Origin of the sequence: Dysosmobacter sp. Marseille-Q4140 (genome assembly GCA_018228705.1) — a bacterium.
Classification (GTDB): domain Bacteria; phylum Bacillota; class Clostridia; order Oscillospirales; family Oscillospiraceae; genus Oscillibacter.
Genome location: CP073694.1, coordinates 2281536 through 2301306 on the forward strand (window position 1 = coordinate 2281536; position 19771 = coordinate 2301306).

The 19771-nt window shown below is 57.5% G+C and carries 13 protein-coding genes, 9 tRNA genes, 3 rRNA genes and 2 pseudogenes; 15 read left to right on the top strand and 12 right to left on the bottom strand.

Annotation, left to right across the window (positions count from 1 at the left end):
- Positions 1-145 precede the first annotated feature (145 nt).
- The 5 genes from guaA to KFE19_11340 all read right to left on the bottom strand — a co-directional run bounded on the left by guaA (position 146) and on the right by KFE19_11340 (position 6456).
- Positions 146-1687 carry a glutamine-hydrolyzing GMP synthase gene (guaA, locus tag KFE19_11320; protein QUO36995.1) on the bottom strand — a complete coding sequence of 514 codons (1542 nt, stop codon included), beginning with the start codon at positions 1685-1687 and terminating at the stop codon, positions 146-148.
- A gap of 33 nt (positions 1688-1720) precedes the next feature.
- On the bottom strand, positions 1721-1936 hold the full coding sequence (locus KFE19_11325) for a hypothetical protein (GenBank protein ID QUO39609.1): 216 nt from the start codon (positions 1934-1936) through the stop codon (positions 1721-1723).
- Between the two features lie 552 nt (positions 1937-2488).
- Complete coding sequence (locus tag KFE19_11330; GenBank protein ID QUO36996.1) at positions 2489-3067, bottom strand: xanthine phosphoribosyltransferase; 579 nt, start codon at positions 3065-3067, stop codon at positions 2489-2491.
- Positions 3068-3271: 204 nt separating this feature from the next.
- Complete coding sequence (locus tag KFE19_11335; GenBank protein ID QUO36997.1) at positions 3272-4093, bottom strand: Mrp/NBP35 family ATP-binding protein; 822 nt, start codon at positions 4091-4093, stop codon at positions 3272-3274.
- A gap of 80 nt (positions 4094-4173) precedes the next feature.
- On the bottom strand, positions 4174-6456 hold the full coding sequence (locus KFE19_11340; protein QUO39610.1) for an AAA family ATPase: 2283 nt from the start codon (positions 6454-6456) through the stop codon (positions 4174-4176).
- A 33-nt stretch (positions 6457-6489) separates the two neighbouring features.
- Between KFE19_11340 and KFE19_11345 the strand changes: the two genes are divergently transcribed.
- The 13 genes from KFE19_11345 (at position 6490) to KFE19_11405 (ending at position 12944) form a co-directional block, all read left to right on the top strand.
- Positions 6490-6717 (top strand): hypothetical protein, encoded by a 228-nt coding sequence (locus KFE19_11345; GenBank protein ID QUO36998.1) that lies wholly within the window; start codon positions 6490-6492, stop codon positions 6715-6717.
- A gap of 245 nt (positions 6718-6962) precedes the next feature.
- A 16S ribosomal RNA gene (locus KFE19_11350) occupies positions 6963-8492 on the top strand.
- Between the two features lie 111 nt (positions 8493-8603).
- Positions 8604-8679, top strand: a tRNA-Ala gene (locus tag KFE19_11355).
- A 79-nt stretch (positions 8680-8758) separates the two neighbouring features.
- A tRNA-Ile gene (locus tag KFE19_11360) sits at positions 8759-8835 on the top strand.
- Between the two features lie 265 nt (positions 8836-9100).
- Positions 9101-11942: ribosomal RNA gene (locus tag KFE19_11365) — 23S ribosomal RNA — on the top strand.
- A 93-nt stretch (positions 11943-12035) separates the two neighbouring features.
- Positions 12036-12111 (top strand) — tRNA-Lys (locus KFE19_11370).
- 1 nt (position 12112) lies between these two features.
- A tRNA-Glu gene (locus KFE19_11375) sits at positions 12113-12187 on the top strand.
- A 71-nt stretch (positions 12188-12258) separates the two neighbouring features.
- Positions 12259-12374: ribosomal RNA gene (gene rrf, locus KFE19_11380) — 5S ribosomal RNA — on the top strand.
- The 16S, 23S and 5S rRNA genes sit together here with 9 tRNA genes alongside, the layout of an rRNA operon.
- A 29-nt stretch (positions 12375-12403) precedes the next feature.
- Positions 12404-12479: transfer RNA gene (locus KFE19_11385), tRNA-Asn, on the top strand.
- Between the two features lie 54 nt (positions 12480-12533).
- Positions 12534-12610, top strand: a tRNA-Ile gene (locus tag KFE19_11390).
- A gap of 38 nt (positions 12611-12648) precedes the next feature.
- A tRNA-Trp gene (locus tag KFE19_11395) sits at positions 12649-12724 on the top strand.
- 60 nt (positions 12725-12784) lie between these two features.
- Positions 12785-12861 (top strand) — tRNA-Asp (locus KFE19_11400).
- Between the two features lie 7 nt (positions 12862-12868).
- Positions 12869-12944 (top strand) — tRNA-Thr (locus KFE19_11405).
- 183 nt (positions 12945-13127) lie between these two features.
- Here the strand turns inward: KFE19_11405 and KFE19_11410 are convergent.
- A pseudogene (locus KFE19_11410) lies at positions 13128-14138 on the bottom strand (site-specific integrase).
- Positions 14139-14779: 641 nt separating this feature from the next.
- Between KFE19_11410 and KFE19_11415 the strand changes: the two are divergent.
- Positions 14780-15271, top strand: coding sequence for a hypothetical protein (locus tag KFE19_11415; GenBank protein ID QUO39611.1), 492 nt, complete (start codon positions 14780-14782; stop codon positions 15269-15271).
- A gap of 534 nt (positions 15272-15805) precedes the next feature.
- Here the strand turns inward: KFE19_11415 and KFE19_11420 are convergent.
- The 6 genes and pseudogenes from KFE19_11420 to KFE19_11445 form a co-directional block, all read right to left on the bottom strand.
- Positions 15806-16045, bottom strand: a pseudogene (locus KFE19_11420) (site-specific integrase).
- A 54-nt stretch (positions 16046-16099) separates the two neighbouring features.
- Positions 16100-16303: a hypothetical protein gene (locus KFE19_11425; protein ID QUO36999.1), complete on the bottom strand. Its 204-nt coding sequence runs from the start codon at positions 16301-16303 to the stop codon at positions 16100-16102.
- Complete coding sequence (locus KFE19_11430; GenBank protein QUO37000.1) at positions 16291-16710, bottom strand: hypothetical protein; 420 nt, start codon at positions 16708-16710, stop codon at positions 16291-16293. Before KFE19_11430 ends, KFE19_11425 begins: the two co-directional genes overlap by 13 nt.
- A 349-nt stretch (positions 16711-17059) precedes the next feature.
- Positions 17060-17467: a helix-turn-helix domain-containing protein gene (locus KFE19_11435; GenBank protein QUO37001.1), complete on the bottom strand. Its 408-nt coding sequence runs from the start codon at positions 17465-17467 to the stop codon at positions 17060-17062.
- A complete protein-coding gene (locus KFE19_11440; GenBank protein ID QUO37002.1) occupies positions 17464-17673 on the bottom strand; it encodes a helix-turn-helix domain-containing protein in 210 nt (69 codons plus the stop codon). Before KFE19_11440 ends, KFE19_11435 begins: the two co-directional genes overlap by 4 nt.
- Positions 17674-17856: 183 nt before the next feature.
- On the bottom strand, positions 17857-18564 hold the full coding sequence (locus KFE19_11445; protein ID QUO37003.1) for a hypothetical protein: 708 nt from the start codon (positions 18562-18564) through the stop codon (positions 17857-17859).
- Positions 18565-18778: 214 nt separating this feature from the next.
- Between KFE19_11445 and KFE19_11450 the strand changes: the two genes are divergently transcribed.
- Complete coding sequence (locus KFE19_11450; GenBank protein QUO37004.1) at positions 18779-19756, top strand: LacI family DNA-binding transcriptional regulator; 978 nt, start codon at positions 18779-18781, stop codon at positions 19754-19756.
- Positions 19757-19771 lie beyond the last annotated feature (15 nt).

Here is a 19771-nt window from a genome sequence, read left to right on the forward strand (position 1 = left end):
AGCGCCGGCGGAAGCCGGCGCTCTTTTTTTGCGCATGTCGGGGAAAGAGGCGGGGCCGTCTCGGCCGACAGCGGGCAACGGGAGAAGTTGGATATGCAGGAAAATAAACGCCCGCCGGTCCCCATGGGGGCCGGCGGGCTTCGGTTTACTCGAATTCGATGGTGGCAGGGGGCTTGCTGGTGATGTCGTAGAGGACCCGGTTGATGTGGGGCACCTCGTTGACCACCCGGACGCTGACTCGGTCCAGCACCTCGTAGGGGATGCGGGTCCAGTCGGCGGTCATGAAGTCGCTGGTGGTGACAGAACGCAGGGCCAGGGCGTAGTCGTAAGTGCGGCCGTCGCCCTGAACGCCCACGGAGCGCATGTTGGTCAGCACCGCGAAGTACTGGTTCATGGTGCCCTCCAGCCCCGCCTTGGCGATCTCGTCCCGGAAGATGAAATCCGCCAGGCGCAGCATGTCCAGCTTCTCCTTGGTGATATCGCCCAGGCAGCGGATGGCCAGGCCCGGACCCGGGAAGGGCTGGCGCATGACCAGGTACTCGGGCAGCCCCAGCTCCCGGCCCAGCTGGCGGACCTCGTCCTTGAACAGCATCCGCAGCGGCTCGATGATCTCCTTGAAGTCCACGTAGTCGGGAAGGCCTCCCACGTTGTGGTGGCTCTTGATGACGGCGGCGTTGCCAGCGCCGGACTCGATCACGTCGGGATAGATGGTGCCCTGGACCAGATAGTCCACCTTGCCGATCTTCTTGGCCTCCGCCTCAAAGACCCGGATGAACTCCTCGCCGATGATCTTGCGCTTGCGCTCCGGCTCGTTTTCGCCGGCCAGCTTGATGAGGAACTGGTTCTCGGCGTTGACCCGGACGAAGTTGATGTCCCACTTGGCGAAGGCCTGCTCCACCTCGTCGCCCTCGTTGAGGCGCATGAGGCCATGATCCACGAACACGCAGGTCAGCTGGCTGCCCACGGCCTCGGCCACCAGGGCCGCGGCCACGGAGGAGTCCACGCCGCCGGAGAGGGCCAGCAGGACCTTGCCGTCGCCCACCTTCTCCCGGACGGCCTGGATGGCGGTGGCCTTATAGTCGCCCATGGTCCAGTCGCCCTTGGCGCCGCAGACCTCGTAGAGGAAGTTGCGGATCATATCGGTGCCGTGTTCGGTGTGGTTCACCTCCGGATGGTACTGGACACCGTAGAAGCCCCGGGCCTCGTCGCAGATGGCCACATTGGGGCAGGCGTCGGAGTGGGCCACCAGGGTGAAGCCCTCGGGCACCCTTTCCATATAGTCGCCGTGGCTCATCCAGGTGACGCCCTGGGCGGGCAGACCCTTGAAGAGCTTGCAGGCGGTGTCGAAATAGGTCTCGGTCTTGCCGTACTCCCGGGCGGAGTCGGCGGTGGCGGCGGTGACACGGCCGCCCAGGTTGTGGGCGATCAGCTGGCAGCCGTAGCAGATGCCAAGGATGGGCACGCCCAGGGTGAACAGGCCCGGGTCCGCCTGGGGAGAGGCGGGGTCATAGACGCTGTTGGGGCCGCCGGTGAAGATGATGCCGATGGGGGCCATGGCGCGGATGGCGTCCAGAGAGGTGGTGTAGGGCTTGACCTCGCAGTAGACGCCGCACTCCCGGACCCGGCGGGCGATCAGCTGGTTGTACTGGCCGCCGAAGTCCAGGACGATGACAGTCTGATGGGACAAGGGGGATTCCTCCTTCAAAGGTAGATTAAGGGTTTATGAGACCCGGCAGCCGCCCCACTCCACCACCGTGAAGCCGGTGCGGTCAAAGGGGCGCAGCTCCTGGGCGGGCACCTCCACCGGGGCGTCCAGCGCCTGCCAGGCGAAGAACACCCGCAGCACGCTGTCGGGCTCCGGTGTGACGGTCAGCCGGGCCTGGTTCGTGTAGGCTGCGCCCTGGAAGGCGATCAGGTTGTAGGCGTTGGCCTCCATCAGGGGCAGCCAGTAGACAATGCACTCGTTGGCCTCCCGCCGGGTCAGGCCCAGCGCGCTGAGGGCCGTTTCCAAAAAGACGGCGGTGTCCTCGCCGGGGACGCAGAAGCCCTCGGAAAAATCGAAGTCCGCCTGGGAGAGGCCCTCCCAGTAGAGGTAGCTGTAAGTCTGGCCGGCTTCGTCGGTCAACGTGCCGTCCGGGGCGGCGGTGACGGTCCAGCCGTCCCCATAGGCGGGGTAGGAGCAGGTCGGTCCGCCGCCGCAGTCCAGCGTGACGGTGACCTCCGTCTCCGCCTCCGGGTAGAGGTAGAGAACGGGCTTGGCCAGGAGCGTTCCGCAGTCGTCCTCCCCGCTGTCTGCCCCGGAGTGGGGCAGCAGGGCCAACAGGGCCAGAAGCAGGATCAGCAGCAGGATCAACGGCAGCAGGATCTTCCGGTATGGCTTCATAACGTGCGCCTCCTTTGAGGTATCCGCAAAAAGACAGAAAGGGACCTCGCTCCGGGCCACCGGAAAAACAGGGACACCCGGCCCCACCGGGCCGGGTGTGAGGGGTCACATCTCGTCCCGGAAGACGATGTGGCCGGGCTCGGCGGACTCGATAATGGCCAGGGACTTGAGGTTCACGCCGGCTTCCCGCAGGCGGTCGCCGCCGCCCTGGAAGCCCTTTTCCACGGCGCAGCCGATGCCCACCAGGGTGGCGCCGGCGGCTTCCACGATGTCACACAGACCACGCATGGCCTCGCCGTTGGCCATGAAGTCGTCAATGATCAGCACCTTGTCGTCGGCACTGAGCCAGTCCTTGGCCACCAGCAGGGTGACCTTCTTCTTGTAGGTGTAGGAGAAAATATCGCTCTGATAAAGACCGCCCTCAATGTTGTCGCTCTTGGCCTTCTTGGCAAAGAGCATGGGCTTGTGGAAGCGCTGGGCCACAATGGCGGACAGGGCAATGCCGCTGGCCTCGGCAGTGAGGATCATGGTGACCTCGTCCATGTTGAAGTGCTTGCCGAACTCATCGGCGATGTGGGTCATCAGCTCCGTGTCGATGCGGTGGTTCAAAAAGCCGTCCACCTTGATGATGTTGCCGGGCAGCACCTTGCCCTCTTTGACGATACGGTCTTTCAGTTCCTGCATACGTATTTCCCCCTCAATTTCTATCTATTAAAGTATTGGGCTTCAGCCCGGGTTTTATGAACGCTGCGCTATGGGTCCTATTATCCCGGATTTCGACAGTTTTTGCAACTGTTTTTCCGACAAAAAGGAAGGTTTTTCGCGCCGCTTGTTTGTGGAAAGGCAAAACGGCCCGCCCCGTATGGAACACGGAGCGGGTCGCGGGCGTTATGCTTTTTCCAGGCGATCGGCGGCGCCGTCCAGCCAGGTGCCCTGGAAGGACTCGATGTCCCCGGCGTCGGTGAGAGCCGCCAGGGCGGGGTCGATGGGCATTTCCGCCAGCACCGGCAGATGATGCCGGGCGGCGGCCTCGGCGGTCTTGCCCTGGCCGAAGAGATAGATCTTCTTTCCGCAGTCCGGGCAGGCCACGTAGCTCATGTTCTCCACCAGACCCAGGGTGGGGACCTCCATCATCTCCGCCATCTTCACGGCCTTCTCCACCACCATGCTGACCAGCTCCTGGGGAGAGGCCACGATGATCAGCCCATCCAGAGGGATGGACTGGAACACGGAGAGAGACACGTCGCCGGTTCCCGGCGGCATATCCACGAACAGATAGTCGCAGTTCCACAGCACGTCGGTCCAGAACTGCTGGACCACGCCGGAGATGACCGGACCCCGCCAGATGACCGGGTCCGTCTCATTGGGCAGCAGCAGGTTGGTGGACATGATCTGGATGCCGGTACGGGAGGTCATGGGATACAGGCCCTCCTGGCTGCCCATGGCCTGGCCGTGGACGCCGAAGGCCTTGGGGATGGAGGGGCCGGTGACGTCGGCGTCCAGGATGCCGACCTGATAGCCCCGCCGCCGCATGGTGACCGCCAGCTGGCTGGTGACCATGGACTTGCCGACGCCGCCCTTGCCGGACACGATCCCGAATACCTTGCCCACCCGGGCGGCGGGATTGTGCTCCTTCAGCAGGGACTGGGGCGCCTGCCGCTCCGCGCAGCTCTCGCCGCAGGTGGAGCAATCGTGGGTGCACTCGCTCATGATACGAAATCTCCTTTTTCCGCGCTTTGGCGCGGTCATTTTGCTCGTTTGCTCCGGTTTTCCCGGAGATATCTCCCATCTTATACCCGATCTGCCCCCGCCGTCAACCGCTGGACGGAAACTTCATCGTCTCCGGTGAAAAAGTCCGCCTCCCGGCTGTGACAGGTGAAGAGCAGGATCTGGCGGCCCCGGGCCGCCTCCTTCAGATAGCGCAGGGCGGCGGCGCAGCGGCTGTCGTCGAAATTGGCCAGGGCGTCGTCCAGCACGATGGGCACGGTTTTCTCCGGCGGCAGCACCAGGTCGCAGATGGCCAGCCGCACCGCCAGATACAGCTGGTCCAGAGCTCCGGCGGACAGCAACTCCGCCTCCCGGTACACGCCTTCACCCGCGGGCTCCGCCGACAGGCGGAAACTCCGGTCCAGCACCACGCCGCCGTACCGCCCGCCGGTGAGGCCGGAGAAGATCTCCGCCGCCCTGCGGCCCAGCTCCGGGGAAAAGCGGTTTTGCAGGGTGGTGTTGGCGGTGTCCAGGGCCTCCAGGGCCAGCTGGAGGGCGGCGTATTCGCCCTCCAGCTGCTCCTTTTGTGCCAGCTGTTCCTCCCGGACGGAGACCAGCACCGCCGGGTCGCCTACGGCGTGGAGACGGCCGGTGAGCCGGTCCGCCGCGGACTTGGCGGCGGCCAGAGCCTCCCGGGTGCCCTCCAGCTCCGCCGTCACCGCCTCCCGGCTCCGCACGGGCGGGGCGGGGAGTTCTGCCTCCTCCGCCTGGGGCAGCTGCTGGGACTGGACCTCCCACCGCAGCCGGGCGTCCCGGGCGGCGGTCTCTGCCTCCGCCAGCTCCCTCCGGCGCACGGCGCACTGGCGCAGCAGGCTGTCCGCCGTGGGAATGTCGAAGGCGGCGGGGGCGAAGCGGCGGACCTCCAGCAAAATACCCTGCTCATTAGAGCTGAGGGAGCTATATAAAGTGTCCGCGGCGGCGGTCTTGGCGTTGACCGCCTCCTGGGCCGCCTCCCGGGCTTCATACAATTTACAATAGGTGTCGGCCATGTCTGCGATGGCGTCCGGATCGGCGGTGCCGAACCGCTTGGTCAGCGCGGTGTGCCGCATGGCTTCCAGCGTATGCGTTCGATACAGGCGGGAAATATAGGTGCCCGCCCCGGCGACTACGGCGGCCGCGGCTCCCGGCAGGAGCCAGGGCACCATCCGTATCAGCGGCAGGTCCAGTGTGGAGGTACGGGCATACAGCAGGGCAAAGACGCCGCCTGCCGCCGCCAGAAACAAAAAGAAGATGGCCAGTTCCCGGACTGCCACGGCGCCGGGGACCTTATCGCTCGGGGCCGCCTGCTGGGCCTCCTTCCGGGCGCTGTCCGGCGTCTGCCCGGCAAAGGGACTCTCACCCAGGTTGGCCTCGGCCTTCAACAGGGCCTTCATGGCCTCGTCCCGCTCCGCCCGGGCCTTCTCCACGCTCCTGCGCACGGTCTGGAGGTTCACGATGGCCCCCCGGAGCCGGGCGATGGTGTCGTTTTCCGGCAGCCGCTCCTCCTCCGCCCGGCGCCGCAGGGCGGAGGCCCGCTCGGCTGCTTCCCGGGCAGCGGTCTCGGCGCCGGACAGGGCCTGCCGCCTCTGGGCGGCCTCCCAGCGGTTGTGGGCGGCCAGCTCCTCTGAGAGAGAGGCCTCCCGGGCGGCCAGCTCCTCCGCCTGGGCCCGGGCCTGGGACAGCTGACCCTCTAACTCGCCGATCTCCGACAGCTGCCGCTCCGTCTCCGCCAGCTCTGCCTCCAGGGCGGGCAGCAGTCCGGTTTTGTTGTGGCGGCGGCGGTTCAGCTGCTTTTTCAGGGCGTCCGCCGCCTCCGTATAGGAGGTGTCCTCCTCCCCGGCGGAGATCAGGGCGGCGATCCGCCGCTCCAGTCCCGCGTCCTGGGTGACGGCCAGGCCGCTCTGACGGATAAAGGCGCTGCGCTCAAACACCTCCCGGCTGACGCCCAGCAGGGTCTCCCCACAGGTGCGGCCGGTCAGGTCCGGCACGGCGTCTCCGGTGCCTGCATAAACGGCAGAGAATTCCCCCATGGGGCTGGTCTGGCGGCGGGTGGTCCGGGTCAGGGTCAGCTCCCCCAGGTCCGTGCCGCAGTCCAGCCGCCCGCTCATGGCGGCGCCGGACCAGGGGGTATAACGGTTCTTGTCGGCGATGAAGCCCGCCCGGTCCCGCTCCCGGCTGTTGATGCCGTACAGCATGGAGGCCAGGAAGGCGCACCAGGTGGACTTGCCGCTCTCGTTGGGGGATTGCAGGATATTCAGCCCCTCCTGCAGCTCCAGAGTGCGGCCCTGGAGCTGGCCGAAGGTGGCAGTCATACGGCGGATCAGCAGAAGGATCCCTCCTTATACATAAAATTCAAGGTTTTGGTTCATTATAGCACTGCGCCCCCTGTTTTGCCCAGAGTGTTTTCTGTCCCGATGGCAGAAACGGCCTATGTAATAAGCGTGTATAATGGCGGTTATAAAAAAATCAAAGAAATTGCGAAAAAGGTGTTGACAAGTGGTGGCAGGAGTGGTATTCTAAGCAAGCTGTTCGGGACGACCGGATGTGAGCCACAAAAACTTCGAAAAAAAGAAGAAAAAAGTGGTTGACAAATGAAGAGAGACCTGATATAATAGCAATGTTCCGCCGGGAGCGGCGTGCACCTTGTAAATTAAACAACGTAACGAAAAGAAAGCACCAGACGGACGCTTCTTTTGTGAGAGATCACGGAAGAAGAACCAAAGAAGCCGAAGGACCGGGTTGAGTCAATTACCGGTCACGGAGGCAAAAGATGAAGCTATGGAAAATAGCTCTATGAAAGATTAGCTCGAGCTACGGCTCGTGTTGATACCATTTTATAGAGAGTTTGATCCTGGCTCAGGACGAACGCTGGCGGCGTGCTTAACACATGCAAGTCGAACGGAGCACCCCTGATCGAGGTTTCGGCCAAGTGAAGGGAATGCTTAGTGGCGGACTGGTGAGTAACGCGTGAGGAACCTGCCTTCCAGAGGGGGACAACAGTTGGAAACGACTGCTAATACCGCATGACGCATGATCGGGGCATCCCGGACATGCCAAAGATTTATCGCTGGAAGATGGCCTCGCGTCTGATTAGCTAGTAGGCGGGGTAACGGCCCACCTAGGCGACGATCAGTAGCCGGACTGAGAGGTTGACCGGCCACATTGGGACTGAGATACGGCCCAGACTCCTACGGGAGGCAGCAGTGGGGAATATTGGGCAATGGACGCAAGTCTGACCCAGCAACGCCGCGTGAAGGAAGAAGGCTTTCGGGTTGTAAACTTCTTTTGTCAGGGAACAGTAGAAGAGGGTACCTGACGAATAAGCCACGGCTAACTACGTGCCAGCAGCCGCGGTAATACGTAGGTGGCAAGCGTTGTCCGGATTTACTGGGTGTAAAGGGCGTGTAGCCGGGCTGATAAGTCAGATGTGAAATCTGGAGGCTCAACCTCCAAACTGCATTTGAAACTGTCGGTCTTGAGTATCGGAGAGGTAACCGGAATTCCTAGTGTAGCGGTGAAATGCGTAGATATTAGGAAGAACACCAGTGGCGAAGGCGGGTTACTGGACGACAACTGACGGTGAGGCGCGAAAGCGTGGGGAGCAAACAGGATTAGATACCCTGGTAGTCCACGCTGTAAACGATCAATACTAGGTGTGCGGGGACTGACCCCCTGCGTGCCGCAGTTAACACAATAAGTATTGCACCTGGGGAGTACGATCGCAAGGTTGAAACTCAAAGGAATTGACGGGGGCCCGCACAAGCGGTGGATTATGTGGTTTAATTCGAAGCAACGCGAAGAACCTTACCAGGGCTTGACATCCTGCTAACGAAGTAGAGATACATCAGGTGCCCTTCGGGGAAAGCAGAGACAGGTGGTGCATGGTTGTCGTCAGCTCGTGTCGTGAGATGTTGGGTTAAGTCCCGCAACGAGCGCAACCCCTATTGTTAGTTGCTACGCAAGAGCACTCTAGCGAGACTGCCGTTGACAAAACGGAGGAAGGTGGGGACGACGTCAAATCATCATGCCCCTTATGTCCTGGGCTACACACGTAATACAATGGCGGTCAACAGAGGGAGGCAAAGCCGCGAGGCAGAGCGAACCCCTAAAAGCCGTCCCAGTTCGGATCGCAGGCTGCAACCCGCCTGCGTGAAGTCGGAATCGCTAGTAATCGCGGATCAGCATGCCGCGGTGAATACGTTCCCGGGCCTTGTACACACCGCCCGTCACACCATGAGAGTCGGGAACACCCGAAGTCCGTAGCCTAACCGCAAGGGGGGCGCGGCCGAAGGTGGGTTCGATAATTGGGGTGAAGTCGTAACAAGGTAGCCGTATCGGAAGGTGCGGCTGGATCACCTCCTTTCTAAGGAGACCTCGATCAGTGAGATATCTGGTCGTAACATCCTGGTCAGACGTCTGGGGACGAAGTAGTTACGTTGTTTAATTTAGAGGGTACACGCCCTAGGGGATACGAGGGGATATAGCTCAGCTGGGAGAGCGCCTGCCTTGCAAGCAGGAGGTCGCCGGTTCGATCCCGACTATCTCCACCATACTTTCTTTTGAAAAAGAAAGTAGGCAAAGAAAACTTTAAAGAGGCGCTTTCGGCAGATCGGAAGATCTGAGAGAGACGGGCCCGTAGCTCAGCTGGCTAGAGCGTACGACTGATAATCGTAAGGTCGGTGGTTCGAGCCCACTCGGGCCCACCAGAAGACGGCATTTGCTGTCGGATCTCAAAGCCCAAGGGATTGGACTTTGAGATCTGGCTTCAAACGAGGCTGGAAAGCTGCACCTTGAAAACTGAACAATGTGACATGTATGAAGTAAGGCAACAGAGAGGTTGCTGCGTCAAAAGACGCGGCAAGCAAATTTTAATTGTGGAACACATCTGAAAAGATGAGGGTAACGATTACAATTTCAATCTTTGTGAAGCCTGCATAATTCTTAAGAGAACCAAGATTTCTCTGACTGAAAGGTCAAGCTAGAAAGAGCGCAAGGGGAATGCCTTGGCATCAGGAGCCGACGAAGGACGCGATAAGCTGCGATAAGCTTCGGGGAGGAGCAAATATCCTGTGATCCGGAGATTTCCGAATGGGGCAACCCACACAGGCAATACCTGTGTAGCGTGCGTTGAATCAAATAGGCGTACGCGGGGAACCGCCTGAACTGAAACATCTAAGTAGGGCGAGGAAAAGACATCAACCGAGATTCCGCTAGTAGTGGCGAGCGAACGCGGAGAAGGCCAAACCGGAGGATTTATTCTCCGGGGTTGCGGACGATCATACGGTGCACTAGTTTAGCCGAAGGGTCTGGGAAGGCCCGCCACAGAGGGTGAGAGCCCCGTAGGCGAAAGGCGATGTGCACTCGATCGGATCCAGAGTACCGCGGGACACGTGAAACCCCGTGGGAAACCGGGTGGACCACCATCCAAGCCTAAATACTACCTGATGACCGATAGAGGAGCAGTACCGTGAGGGAAAGGTGAAAAGGACCCCGGGAGGGGAGTGAAAGAGAACCTGAAACCTTGTGCTTACAAGCAGTCAAAGCACGTTAAAGTGTGATGGCGTACTTTTTGTAGAACGGTCCGGCGAGTTATAGTAACGAGCAAGCTTAAGGTATTCAGTACCGGAGGCGAAGCGAGAGCAAGTCTGAATAGGGCGTGTAAAGTTCGTTGCCATAGACCCGAAACCGGGTGACCTACCCATGAGCAGGTTGAAGTGGGGGTGAAACCCCATGGAGGACCGAACCGACCCCCGTTGCAATGGTGGCGGATGACTTGTGGGTAGCGGTGAAATTCCAATCGAACTCGGAGATAGCTGGTTCTCCCCGAAATAGCTTTAGGGCTAGCGTTATGTTAGATTACCGGAGGTAAAGCACTGAATGGTTTAGGGGCTGATAAAGTTACCGACGCCTATCAAACTAAGAATGCCGGCTAATTGATGCATAGCAGTCAGACAGTGTGAGATAAGTTTCATTGTCAAAAGGGAAACAGCCCAGACCCACAGCTAAGGTCCCCAATATACGCTAAGTGGAAAACGATGTGGAATTGCGAAAACAACCAGGATGTTGGCTTAGAAGCAGCCACTCATTAAAAGAGTGCGTAATAGCTCACTGGTCGAGTGACTCTGCGCGGAAAATGTAACGGGGCTAAGCGTATAACCGAAGCTTGGGATTGTCGCAAGACAGTGGTAGGGGAGCGTTCTGTACGGGGCGAAGTCGCAGCGGGAGCAGCGGTGGACTGTACAGAAGTGAGAATGCCGGAATGAGTAGCGAGAATTATGTGGGAATCATAATGGCCGAAAATCTAAGGTTTCTTGGGGAAGGTTCGTCCGCCCAAGGTAAGTCGGGAGCTAAGGCGAGGCCGAACGGCGTAGTCGATGCACATACGGTAGAAATTCCGTAACCACCGAACTTTAAGCCAGAGGGACACTTTGAGATAGCCGAACCCGGGCGTTGGTTGACCCGGGCGAAAGGGAGCGAAATATAGTAGCGAAGTCGGCGATGCTTGGAGGCGAGAAAAGCTCTGGGGTATACTAAGGTGCCCGTACCGCAAACCGACACAGGTAGATGAGGAGAGAATCCTAAGGCCAACGGGAGAAGGGTTGTTAAGGAACTCGGCAAGTTGACCCCGTAACTTCGGAATAAGGGGAGCCTCGAAAGAGGCCGCAGTGAAAAGGCCCAAGCAACTGTTTACCAAAAACACAGGTCTATGCTAAATCGAAAGATGACGTATATGGGCTGACGCCTGCCCGGTGCCGGAAGGTTAAGAGGAGATGTCAGCCGCAAGGTGAAGCATTGAATTGAAGCCCCGGTAAACGGCGGCCGTAACTATAACGGTCCTAAGGTAGCGAAATTCCTTGTCAGGTAAGTTCTGACCCGCACGAAAGGCGTAATGATTTGGGCACTGTCTCAACAGCCCGCCCGGCGAAATTGTAGTACCGGTGAAGATGCCGGTTACCCGCAACTAGACGGAAAGACCCCATGGAGCTTTACTGCAGCTTAATACTGGAAATCGGTAATTCATGTACAGGATAGGTGGGAGACATGGAAGCCCGGGCGTCAGCTTGGGTGGAGTCGCCGGTGGGATACCACTCTTGGATTGCTGATTTTCTAACCTGCGGCCGTGAATCCGGTCGGGGGACACTGTTAGGCGGGCAGTTTGACTGGGGCGGTCGCCTCCTAAAGTGTAACGGAGGCGCTCAAAGGTTGGCTCAGCACGGACGGAAATCGTGCAGTGAGTGTAAACGCAGAAGCCAGCCTAACTGCGAGACCGACGGGTCGAGCAGTAACGAAAGTTGGAGTTAGTGATCCGGTGGTATGTGAGTGGAAATGCCATCGCTCAACGGATAAAAGCTACCCTGGGGATAACAGGCTGATCTCCCCCAAGCGTCCACAGCGACGGGGAGGTTTGGCACCTCGATGTCGGCTCGTCACATCCTGGGGCTGAATTCGGTCCCAAGGGTTCGGCTGTTCGCCGATTAAAGTGGCACGCGAGCTGGGTTCAGAACGTCGTGAGACAGTTCGGTCCCTATCTGTTGCGGGCGTAAGAGATTTGAAGGGAGCTGTCCTTAGTACGAGAGGACCGGGATGGACGTACCTCTGGTGCACCAGTTGTTCTGCCAAGGGCATAGCTGGGTAGCTAAGTACGGACGAGATAAACGCTGAAAGCATCTAAGCGTGAAACTCCCCCTAAGATGAGATCTCTCACCTCGAAAGAGGGTAAGGGCCCAGGAGGACTACCTGGTTGATAGGCCGGAGGTGGAAGTGCAGTAATGCATGCAGCTGACCGGTACTAATAGCCCGAGGGCTTGACCTACAAGAAGAAAGCAGGCGGCCTGAAGGAATGGATGTCACATTGTTCGGTTTTGAGGGTGCAGCGAAAAGCGCACGCTCGTGAAAAGAAGAGTATGCACCTTTAGCTCAGTTGGTAGAGCAACTGACTCTTAATCAGTGGGTCCCCGGTTCGAGTCCGTGAAGGTGCACCATGGCCCGTTGGTCAAGTGGTTAAGACAGCGGCCTCTCACGCCGTTAACATCGGTTCGAATCCGGTACGGGTCACCAAACTCTTCTTGACAAAGAGAGCAAAAGACAATATAATACAGGATGTTCTCCGGCAAGACCGGAAGACAGAAGTTGGTGCTGATTAGGGCGAGGGTCCACCCGTTCCCATTCCGAACACGGTAGTTAAGCTCGTTCCTGCCGACAATACTTGGCTGGCGACGGCCCGGGAAAATAGGTAGCGCCAACACAGGCTCTGATTTTCAGAGCCTGACATATTCCTCCTTAGCTCAGTTGGTAGAGCACGCGGCTGTTAACCGCGCTGTCGTAGGTTCGAGTCCTACAGGGGGAGCCAGCGTACTGCCGCCACTGCGGTGGCGGCAGTACTTCTCTTTAAGAGAATCGATACGGGCCTTTAGCTCAGTTGGTTAGAGCAGCTGGCTCATAACCGGCCGGTCCCGGGTTCGAATCCCTGAAGGCCCACCACTATGGTCGTTCGCCTGACGGGATACCGCAAGCGAAATAGGGGTATAGCTCAGCTGGTAGAGCAGCGGTCTCCAAAACCGCGTGCCGAGGGTTCGAATCCTTCTGCCCCTGCCATAAAAGTCTTTACAACATGGGTTGTATGTGATATAGTTACCTAGGTCGAGCCTAATAAATGGCCCGGTAGTTCAGTTGGTTAGAACGCTAGCCTGTCACGCTAGAGGTCGACGGTTCGAGCCCGTTCCGGGTCGCCATTTTTATGCTGCTGTAGCTCAGTCGGTAGAGCGCATCCTTGGTAAGGATGAGGTCGGCGGTTCGAATCCGCCCAGCAGCTCCAGAAAACACCTGAAATCTTCGGATTTCGGGTGTTTTTTGTTGCAAGAAATGAGTTTTTGGCATGCCGAAAAAGTCGCGACCCACACCGCGACCCACACGCCGAAACGTCCGGAAAGGTTTGAAGCGCACTGGATAGGAAGTTTTGCTTCCTACCCAGTGCGCTTTCTCGTTTTGGTGTCTTTTTTTACATGACTTGCTCCATAAAGGCGCCCATGGTTTGGGCAGCCTCGTCCTGCTTCTGCCTCGTAGCGTGGGTATAGGTGCGGAGGGTGAATCCGGCATCGTAATGGCCCAGCATGCTGGACACGGTCTTCACATCCACGCCATTTTGTAGAGCTGTAGTGGCGAAGGTATGACGCAGATCATGGAACCTGATGTGAGGGAGTCCGGCGTCTTTCAGAATTTTCTTATGGAGGTTTACCACGGAGTCCGGATGGTACATCTCTCCAGTGATGGGAGAGGGGAACATGTAAGGGCTGTTCGGGTGCTTGTCATGTTCCTGGATCAGCAGATCCACCGCTGCCTGCGGTATGGATACCAGCCGCACAGAGTTTTCTGTCTTGGGACGGGTGAGCTCCAGGGAGCCGTCCGGGTTACGGACATACTGCTTGCTGACGGAGATGGTTTTATTTTGGATATCCAGGTCGTCCCATCGCAAGGCCACCAGCTCTCCTTTCCGCAGTCCGCTGACCAGTTCCAGATAGAACATGGGAAGCAGGTCTCTTGCTTTGGCAGCTTCCAGGTAAGCGTGTATATCTTCAGAGGGAAGAATCTGCATTTCAATTTTTCGAGGTTTGGGTGCGATGCAGTCTTCCGTTGGATTTCTGGGGATCAGCCGCTCTTTCACAGCCCGTTCCAAAGCGGCATGGAGCATCAGGTGGGCACAGCGTACGGTGGTGGTACTGAGTCCGGCGCTTTGCTCCTTTCCTAGATGTATTCTTCCACTCTCTAATAACTCTTTGTAGAGCTTTTGCGGGTGCCGGGTGGTGAGTTTTTTTAATTTGATGCTGCCAATTCGGGGAATGGTGTAGGTCTCGATAATGAGTTGGTAGCGGTTGGCGGTGGCAGTTCGTACATTGGGCTTAGCATAGAGCTCATACCAGGTCCGCAGCCAGGTAGCCACGGTGTATTCGTCTGCCTCTCTGCTGACGTCCAGTCCCTGGCATTCCGCCATAGCCACTTTTAGCTGTTGTCGAGGTACAATCGCGGCTAGATAAAAATCTTGACTTTTCTAATCATCTAGTCTAGACTTAATTTTAGATACATAAATTTATTGGTCGCCTGACTTGAGTGTAACAAACCACGTTCCTTGCGTCAAGACCAATTAATGAACAGTTTGTAAATTAGTCTAGTTTGAGGTGCATTGCTTTGACGAGATACACATTCAAAACCTATATCGCCCATGAGCAGGAGCACTATCTTTACAGCGAGCAGACACTTGGCGAAGCGGTCGCGTTTTCTGAGACAGTCCCGTTCCCGGAAAGCTTGATGTCGCTGCTCTATATGGACCTGGATCCCATAGAGGCCATCATTCAACAGCTGAATGATGAGTTCTGGAAACTGGCAGCGACGAAAAAAGATCAGCATCACCAGAACGCGCTTGCGCTGCTGGATGACTTGGCTTCGCGCCACATCTATTTCCAGCAGTTTCGGCTGGATATGAATTGCCGTCTTACCCATGCCAAGCTATTTAATAGCTATACAGAGGGCGTGCTGCCCCGGGCGTATCTGTATCATCTGCCGGAGAAACTTCGGCAGATGCAGGCTCAGATCCTGGAGCTGATCCAACATGTATTAGACACGGATCAGGAGTCCGAGGAAACGGTCCCACAGAAAATGGTTTCTTACTACAAGGCAGCAGGAGACCGTGCCTTTCGGTTCTGTGCGCAGCCGGTCAGCTTTGAGCTCATTGACGATGAAGTGTTTGCAGAGGTTTTGGAGCCGGAGGTAGTCTATGACCTCATCGACTGCCACCTGCGGGAGTGCATCAAGCGGGAAGTGAAGATGCGGGTGTGCAAAAACTGCGGGAAATACTTTGCCTTGACGGGCCGCACCAACACCGAATATTGCAGCCGGCCCTTTGATGAGAAAGGCCGCACCTGCCGGGAAGTGGGCGCCATTGCCTTGTGGACGAAACGGAAGAGCGGAGATACCTTGTTCCGGGACTACCGCAGAGAGTACAAAAAGCGCTTTGCCCGCATGAAGGCAGGAAAGCTGAAACCGGAGGAACTCTACGCATGGGGCGAACGTGCCAGGGAGAAAAAAGCGGAGTGCGAAGCGGGAAAGCTGACCCCGGAGGACTATGCTGCCTGGCTGCGTGAATCGTGATAAAGAAAAACCAGCGGCGCAGACTGTATGCAGTCTGCGCCGCTATGTTTGAGGCAGGAACCAACTTTTCTCGACATGCCGAGGTGGGAACGCCCGCCAGTTCAACGTGTGTGCCCGGACATAGGACTCCTGAGAGCTTGTGTCATCTTAAAAACTGAGAGCATGAACGGCAAATCTTTTGCAAGATTTTCATGATTCGATTTTCAGTGCAAGGTCCATTGTCTCTTCTGCTGAGGGTGGGACTTTGTTTGTTATTTTTTGTTGATACTTTGCCCATTATCCGCTGGGAGATGCTTTGTAAATGTATTGGCATGTGGAAACAAAACTCGGACTTAGAATGCTGTCACAGTTATATCATCTAGGTTGTGGCTCCGCGGGGGTATTAAGAACGATGCTGTTGAATGTCGAATCCATAGTCTTTCCCTTCTTCGCAGAGTTTTATGTAAAAAGAGTTATTCCCAATGGATACCCGATTAGCACAGCTATAAGCCAGCCGAGAGTGGCAAAAAACAACCCCTCGCTTAGTTGCTTTTGCTCCAGCCACCGGTCCAGCCACTCTGACAGCGTCATTCTGCTCTCCTCCGTCAGGTCCACTCCCTGATAGGCGTCGATGTTCTGCCGGAGTTTGGTGGTCAATTCCTTTTGGGTATCTGCGTAGACATAGCGGAAGATGGAATCACCGTTTTCCTTGTGGCCCACCACGATGCGGCCCTCCCACCGGCCGTCCTCCCGTTTACGAACCATGCCGTCGCCGGATGGTCTTCGCTTTGCCATTTCCGTCACCTCCGAGATTTTTATCTTTGATTTGCGATGCAATTTTTGGGTGGCTCACTTGATAGGCGGATATTTGTGAGGCTCCGCTACCCATTGATACACCACGGCCCCACAGCGGCGGCAGATCAGATACCGAAGCCGGCTGCCCAGGAGTCCGTGTTTCTTGTAGGTCACAAGCGCCTCGCCGTGCTGCCAGCCCAGGCCCAGATCGTCGCTCCCGCAGTATTGGCACCGCTGGACTGGCATCAGTCTTGCCACTCATCGCCCTCCTCCCAAGCCCCACGTACCCGCTGCTCCAGCGAGACACGGCCGTTGGTCTTTTTCACATTTTGCACGCTCTCCGATCTCCGGCGGCGGAGATCCTCGTCGCTGAATTGATAGGCGTCGGCGAGGATACCGGCCACCATGTCCTGCTCCACCGCCTGCCGGAAGGCCAGGGAGGACAGCCGCTCCTCCAGTTGTCCCAGCCGCCCGTCCAGGTAAGACTTGATGGAGGTGGGGAGGAACAAACCAGCGTAGTTGGCGCTGAGGTAGTCCAGGTAAAAGTCCACCGCCCGCTCGACGAAGGCGGTCATGCTCCGGCTTCCGTCCTCCTGATACCGGCGCTCCAGGATGGCTTTCTTCTCTGGGGTGAGATAGAAAGCAAATCTCTCTTTTTTGCCCATAAACTGCTCCTTTCCGGGGCATGACCCCTATTTTTTCGTTATGGCAGTAGGAGTTCGGGGATTGTGACCACAAACGTGATCCCCGCCGCCTGTTTTTGACCCCACTTTTGATACACCCAAAACTCCCGTAACTGCCCGCACTGCGGGCAGTTGTGACCGGCCGAAGGCGCCACCGGCGACCCCGGCGTTTATCCTGCTATACTTTCAACCGGTAGGTTCCGCTCCAAAAGGGCCGGAAGCCTTGTACCGCAACGCCTCCCACAACCGGCCCACACTGGACTGAAACCCGCCGAGAGGGGCAGGGACTCTGCCCCTCCCGCAATCGGGGCACACAGTGGCCCACAGGCGGTCACGTTGGGCTTTCCCGCGCCCGCAGGAGTTTCGCCACTCGCTGGCGTTCTGTGGCTAACTCCAATTCCGCCAGTTGGCGGTCGTAGTGCTGGTCAATCACCTCTCCGATAGGCCGGAGAGTAAACAGCAGATTTCCGATGCGCCTGCCGCTGGACTTGGTAATGACCTCGGTGGGTTCGGTGGTGATGAGACCACGCTCCTCCAGTTGACGGATGTACTTGCGGACAATATTTTCACTCATGCCCACTGCTTCGCCGATGGTTTTGATGCTGGGCCAGCACTGATGCGTCTTTCGATTTTCGCACCGTTTCAGGAAACTGTACACCGCCAGCTCGCCATAGTCCAGTCCCAGCTGGAACAACTCGTTGGGCAGGAAGAAACCGTCCCGATAATTTCCGTACTTCATGTGCCGCCTCCTGTGTGTTCCTTCACCCACTGGATGAACTGCTCCTTGGGTACCACCATCCTGTTGCCGATGCGCAGTACCGGGAAGCCCGGCTCGTGCATCAGTTCATATCCGCTGGACGGTGAGACGCCCAATACCTTCGCCACTGTTTTTGAGTTGAGAAACAGCGGCAGCTCCTCATAATTTTTGTAGGCAGACTCTTTCATTTTGATTACCCCCTCTACTACTTTACCCGAGGACATTTCTGAAGTGACATAGAATTGACACACCTGTGCTTCTTTTAACCCCCTCACTATGTATTGGGGAAATAATATCCTTTTGACATATTTCTGACAGAAAAGCGGAGCGCCTGCTTGGTCAGCAGACGCTCCGCTCAGTGTTGGGTCGATTCAGTTTTGCGCCGGTTTCCGCAGACGGCATTTTCCATCTGCTTCGTCCCGCTCCTTCAGCAGACGAGCCAGGGCAGAGAAAAACTTCTTTTGCAGATAGTCCACGCTGCCCCGGTTGAGCTGATGGGCCTCTGCGTACTTGCGGATGGACAGGCCGTCTACAAACCGCTCCCGGAAATAGTCCCGGTATTCTGACAGGATGGTTTTCAGAGCGTTGTCCAGAAACTGCAGATCCTCTTTCAGCTTGGCGAAATCACTTCGTGTGATGGCCGCATATCTTTTTTCTTTCACGCAAAGGTGGTATTTGTTCCAGTCGAAGGTGTAGTTCTCGCAGAGTTCCTTGGCGTATGCGTGGTAGGTGAGAGACTGCTGATACTCTCGGGAGTCGTATTCTTCATCCAACTGCCGCCGATGCCGTTTGCGCACCGGCCCCCGGAAGCCCTCATCTTCCAGTCTTTCGATGGCAGCCGCTGAGATCTTCATGTTTATCTGCCGCTTGTACTTGGCCTTCCGCTCTCCATCCACTTTTACGAAGGCGCAGAAGGATTTTTTGCTGGAGGTGCAGTACCTGGGGACATCCGCGAAAGGATAGGAAGTCCAGATGACGGTCTCCTCTCCGGTGTCGGCATCGGTGGCCGTGGAAATCACATAGACCACCTTGCCATCGTACCGCCGGTAGTACCCAGCACAGATCCGCCTGCCCGCCATTGCCGTACCTCCATTCTTTTTCTGCCTTCAGTATAGCGAAGCGCGGGCTTTCTGTAAATGGTGGAGGTTTTTCTTTGTTTTATTCCCCAGCAGGATTTGAGGGCGCTTGTCTGTTATAGGCGATTTATTATTTAGTAAAATTTTAGTAAAATTTATTGACTTCGACAGCATCAGAAATATAATGGGTTTAGAACGACATAAAAGGGGGAACTTCATGGCAACAATTAAAGATGTAGCCCAGGCCGCCCAGGTCTCGGCTGCCGCGGTTTCCCGAGTTCTAAATAAGGATGACAATATCTCTGTCACGCCGGAGGTGCGGGCCCGGATTTTTCAGGCGGCTCACGCCCTGGGCTATGTGTCCCCACGGCAGCGGAAGGCGGCGGAGCACAAGACTCATCTGGTCATCGGGGTGGCGGACTGGCGAATCATACGCCCGGATCGGCCCAATGTGCGGCTGTCCTCTCTGTCCTGCCTGGTGCAGATGATGACGGACCAGTATGAGGTCTCCTTTGTGCGGCTGACCTTTGGGGAGCCCCAGAAAGTGGACGGCATCATTGCCCTGGGTGTGTTCAGCGAGAAAGAGATCGACTTTCTCCGCTCTCTGTCCTTTGCTATCGTTTTCGTGAACTCCAATCAGCACAACTATGAGTTCGACCAAGTGCAGGTGGACTTTGACCGGGGTCAGGAGCAGATGGTGTCCTATCTGCTGGATCAGAAGCGGTACACCGGCCTGGGGTATATCGGCGGCATCTACGACGGGCCCAATGGCCGCATCGGTGCCCACCGCCTGGCAGCCATCCAGCGTATCCTGGAGGAGCGCGGCCAGTACGATCCCCGCACCTTCCATGTGGGGGAGATCAGCCGGGAGAGCGGCTATGCACTGGCCAAGAAGGCCGTGGAGGAACATGCTCTGGCTGAGGCCATACTGCTGGGCAGCGACGAGGTGGCTGAGGGCGCTCTGGAGGCTTTCCGGGAGCTGGGCATCCGTGTGCCGAAAGATGTGGCGGTCATTATTTATCAGGATATTCAGACTTTGGAGAGCAAGTGGCCCACCGGCACCTGTCTGGAGATGTTCCCGGACTATGTGTGGGAAAACGCCCTGGAGCTGCTGTTCGGGCGAATCAGCCAGCGCCGCTCTCAGGCGGTCACCGTCACAGTGCCTACCCACCTGAAGATCGGCGACACCGCCTGATCTCCTACAATGGTT

Bases quoted from the DNA above. Each gene is read 5' to 3' on its own strand.
- KFE19_11415 (QUO39611.1), top strand. From the start codon at position 14,780: ATGGTTTCTTACTACAAGGCAGCAGGAGACCGTGCCTTTCGGTTCTGT.
- KFE19_11450 (QUO37004.1), top strand. From the start codon at position 18,779: ATGGCAACAATTAAAGATGTAGCCCAGGCCGCCCAGGTCTCGGCTGCC.
- KFE19_11335 (QUO36997.1), bottom strand. From the start codon at position 4,093: ATGAGCGAGTGCACCCACGATTGCTCCACCTGCGGCGAGAGCTGCGCG.
- KFE19_11330 (QUO36996.1), bottom strand. From the start codon at position 3,067: ATGCAGGAACTGAAAGACCGTATCGTCAAAGAGGGCAAGGTGCTGCCC.
- KFE19_11430 (QUO37000.1), bottom strand. From the start codon at position 16,710: ATGGGCAAAAAAGAGAGATTTGCTTTCTATCTCACCCCAGAGAAGAAA.
- KFE19_11435 (QUO37001.1), bottom strand. From the start codon at position 17,467: ATGAAGTACGGAAATTATCGGGACGGTTTCTTCCTGCCCAACGAGTTG.
- KFE19_11440 (QUO37002.1), bottom strand. From the start codon at position 17,673: ATGAAAGAGTCTGCCTACAAAAATTATGAGGAGCTGCCGCTGTTTCTC.
- KFE19_11325 (QUO39609.1), bottom strand. From the start codon at position 1,936: ATGGAGGCCAACGCCTACAACCTGATCGCCTTCCAGGGCGCAGCCTAC.
- KFE19_11445 (QUO37003.1), bottom strand. From the start codon at position 18,564: ATGGCGGGCAGGCGGATCTGTGCTGGGTACTACCGGCGGTACGATGGC.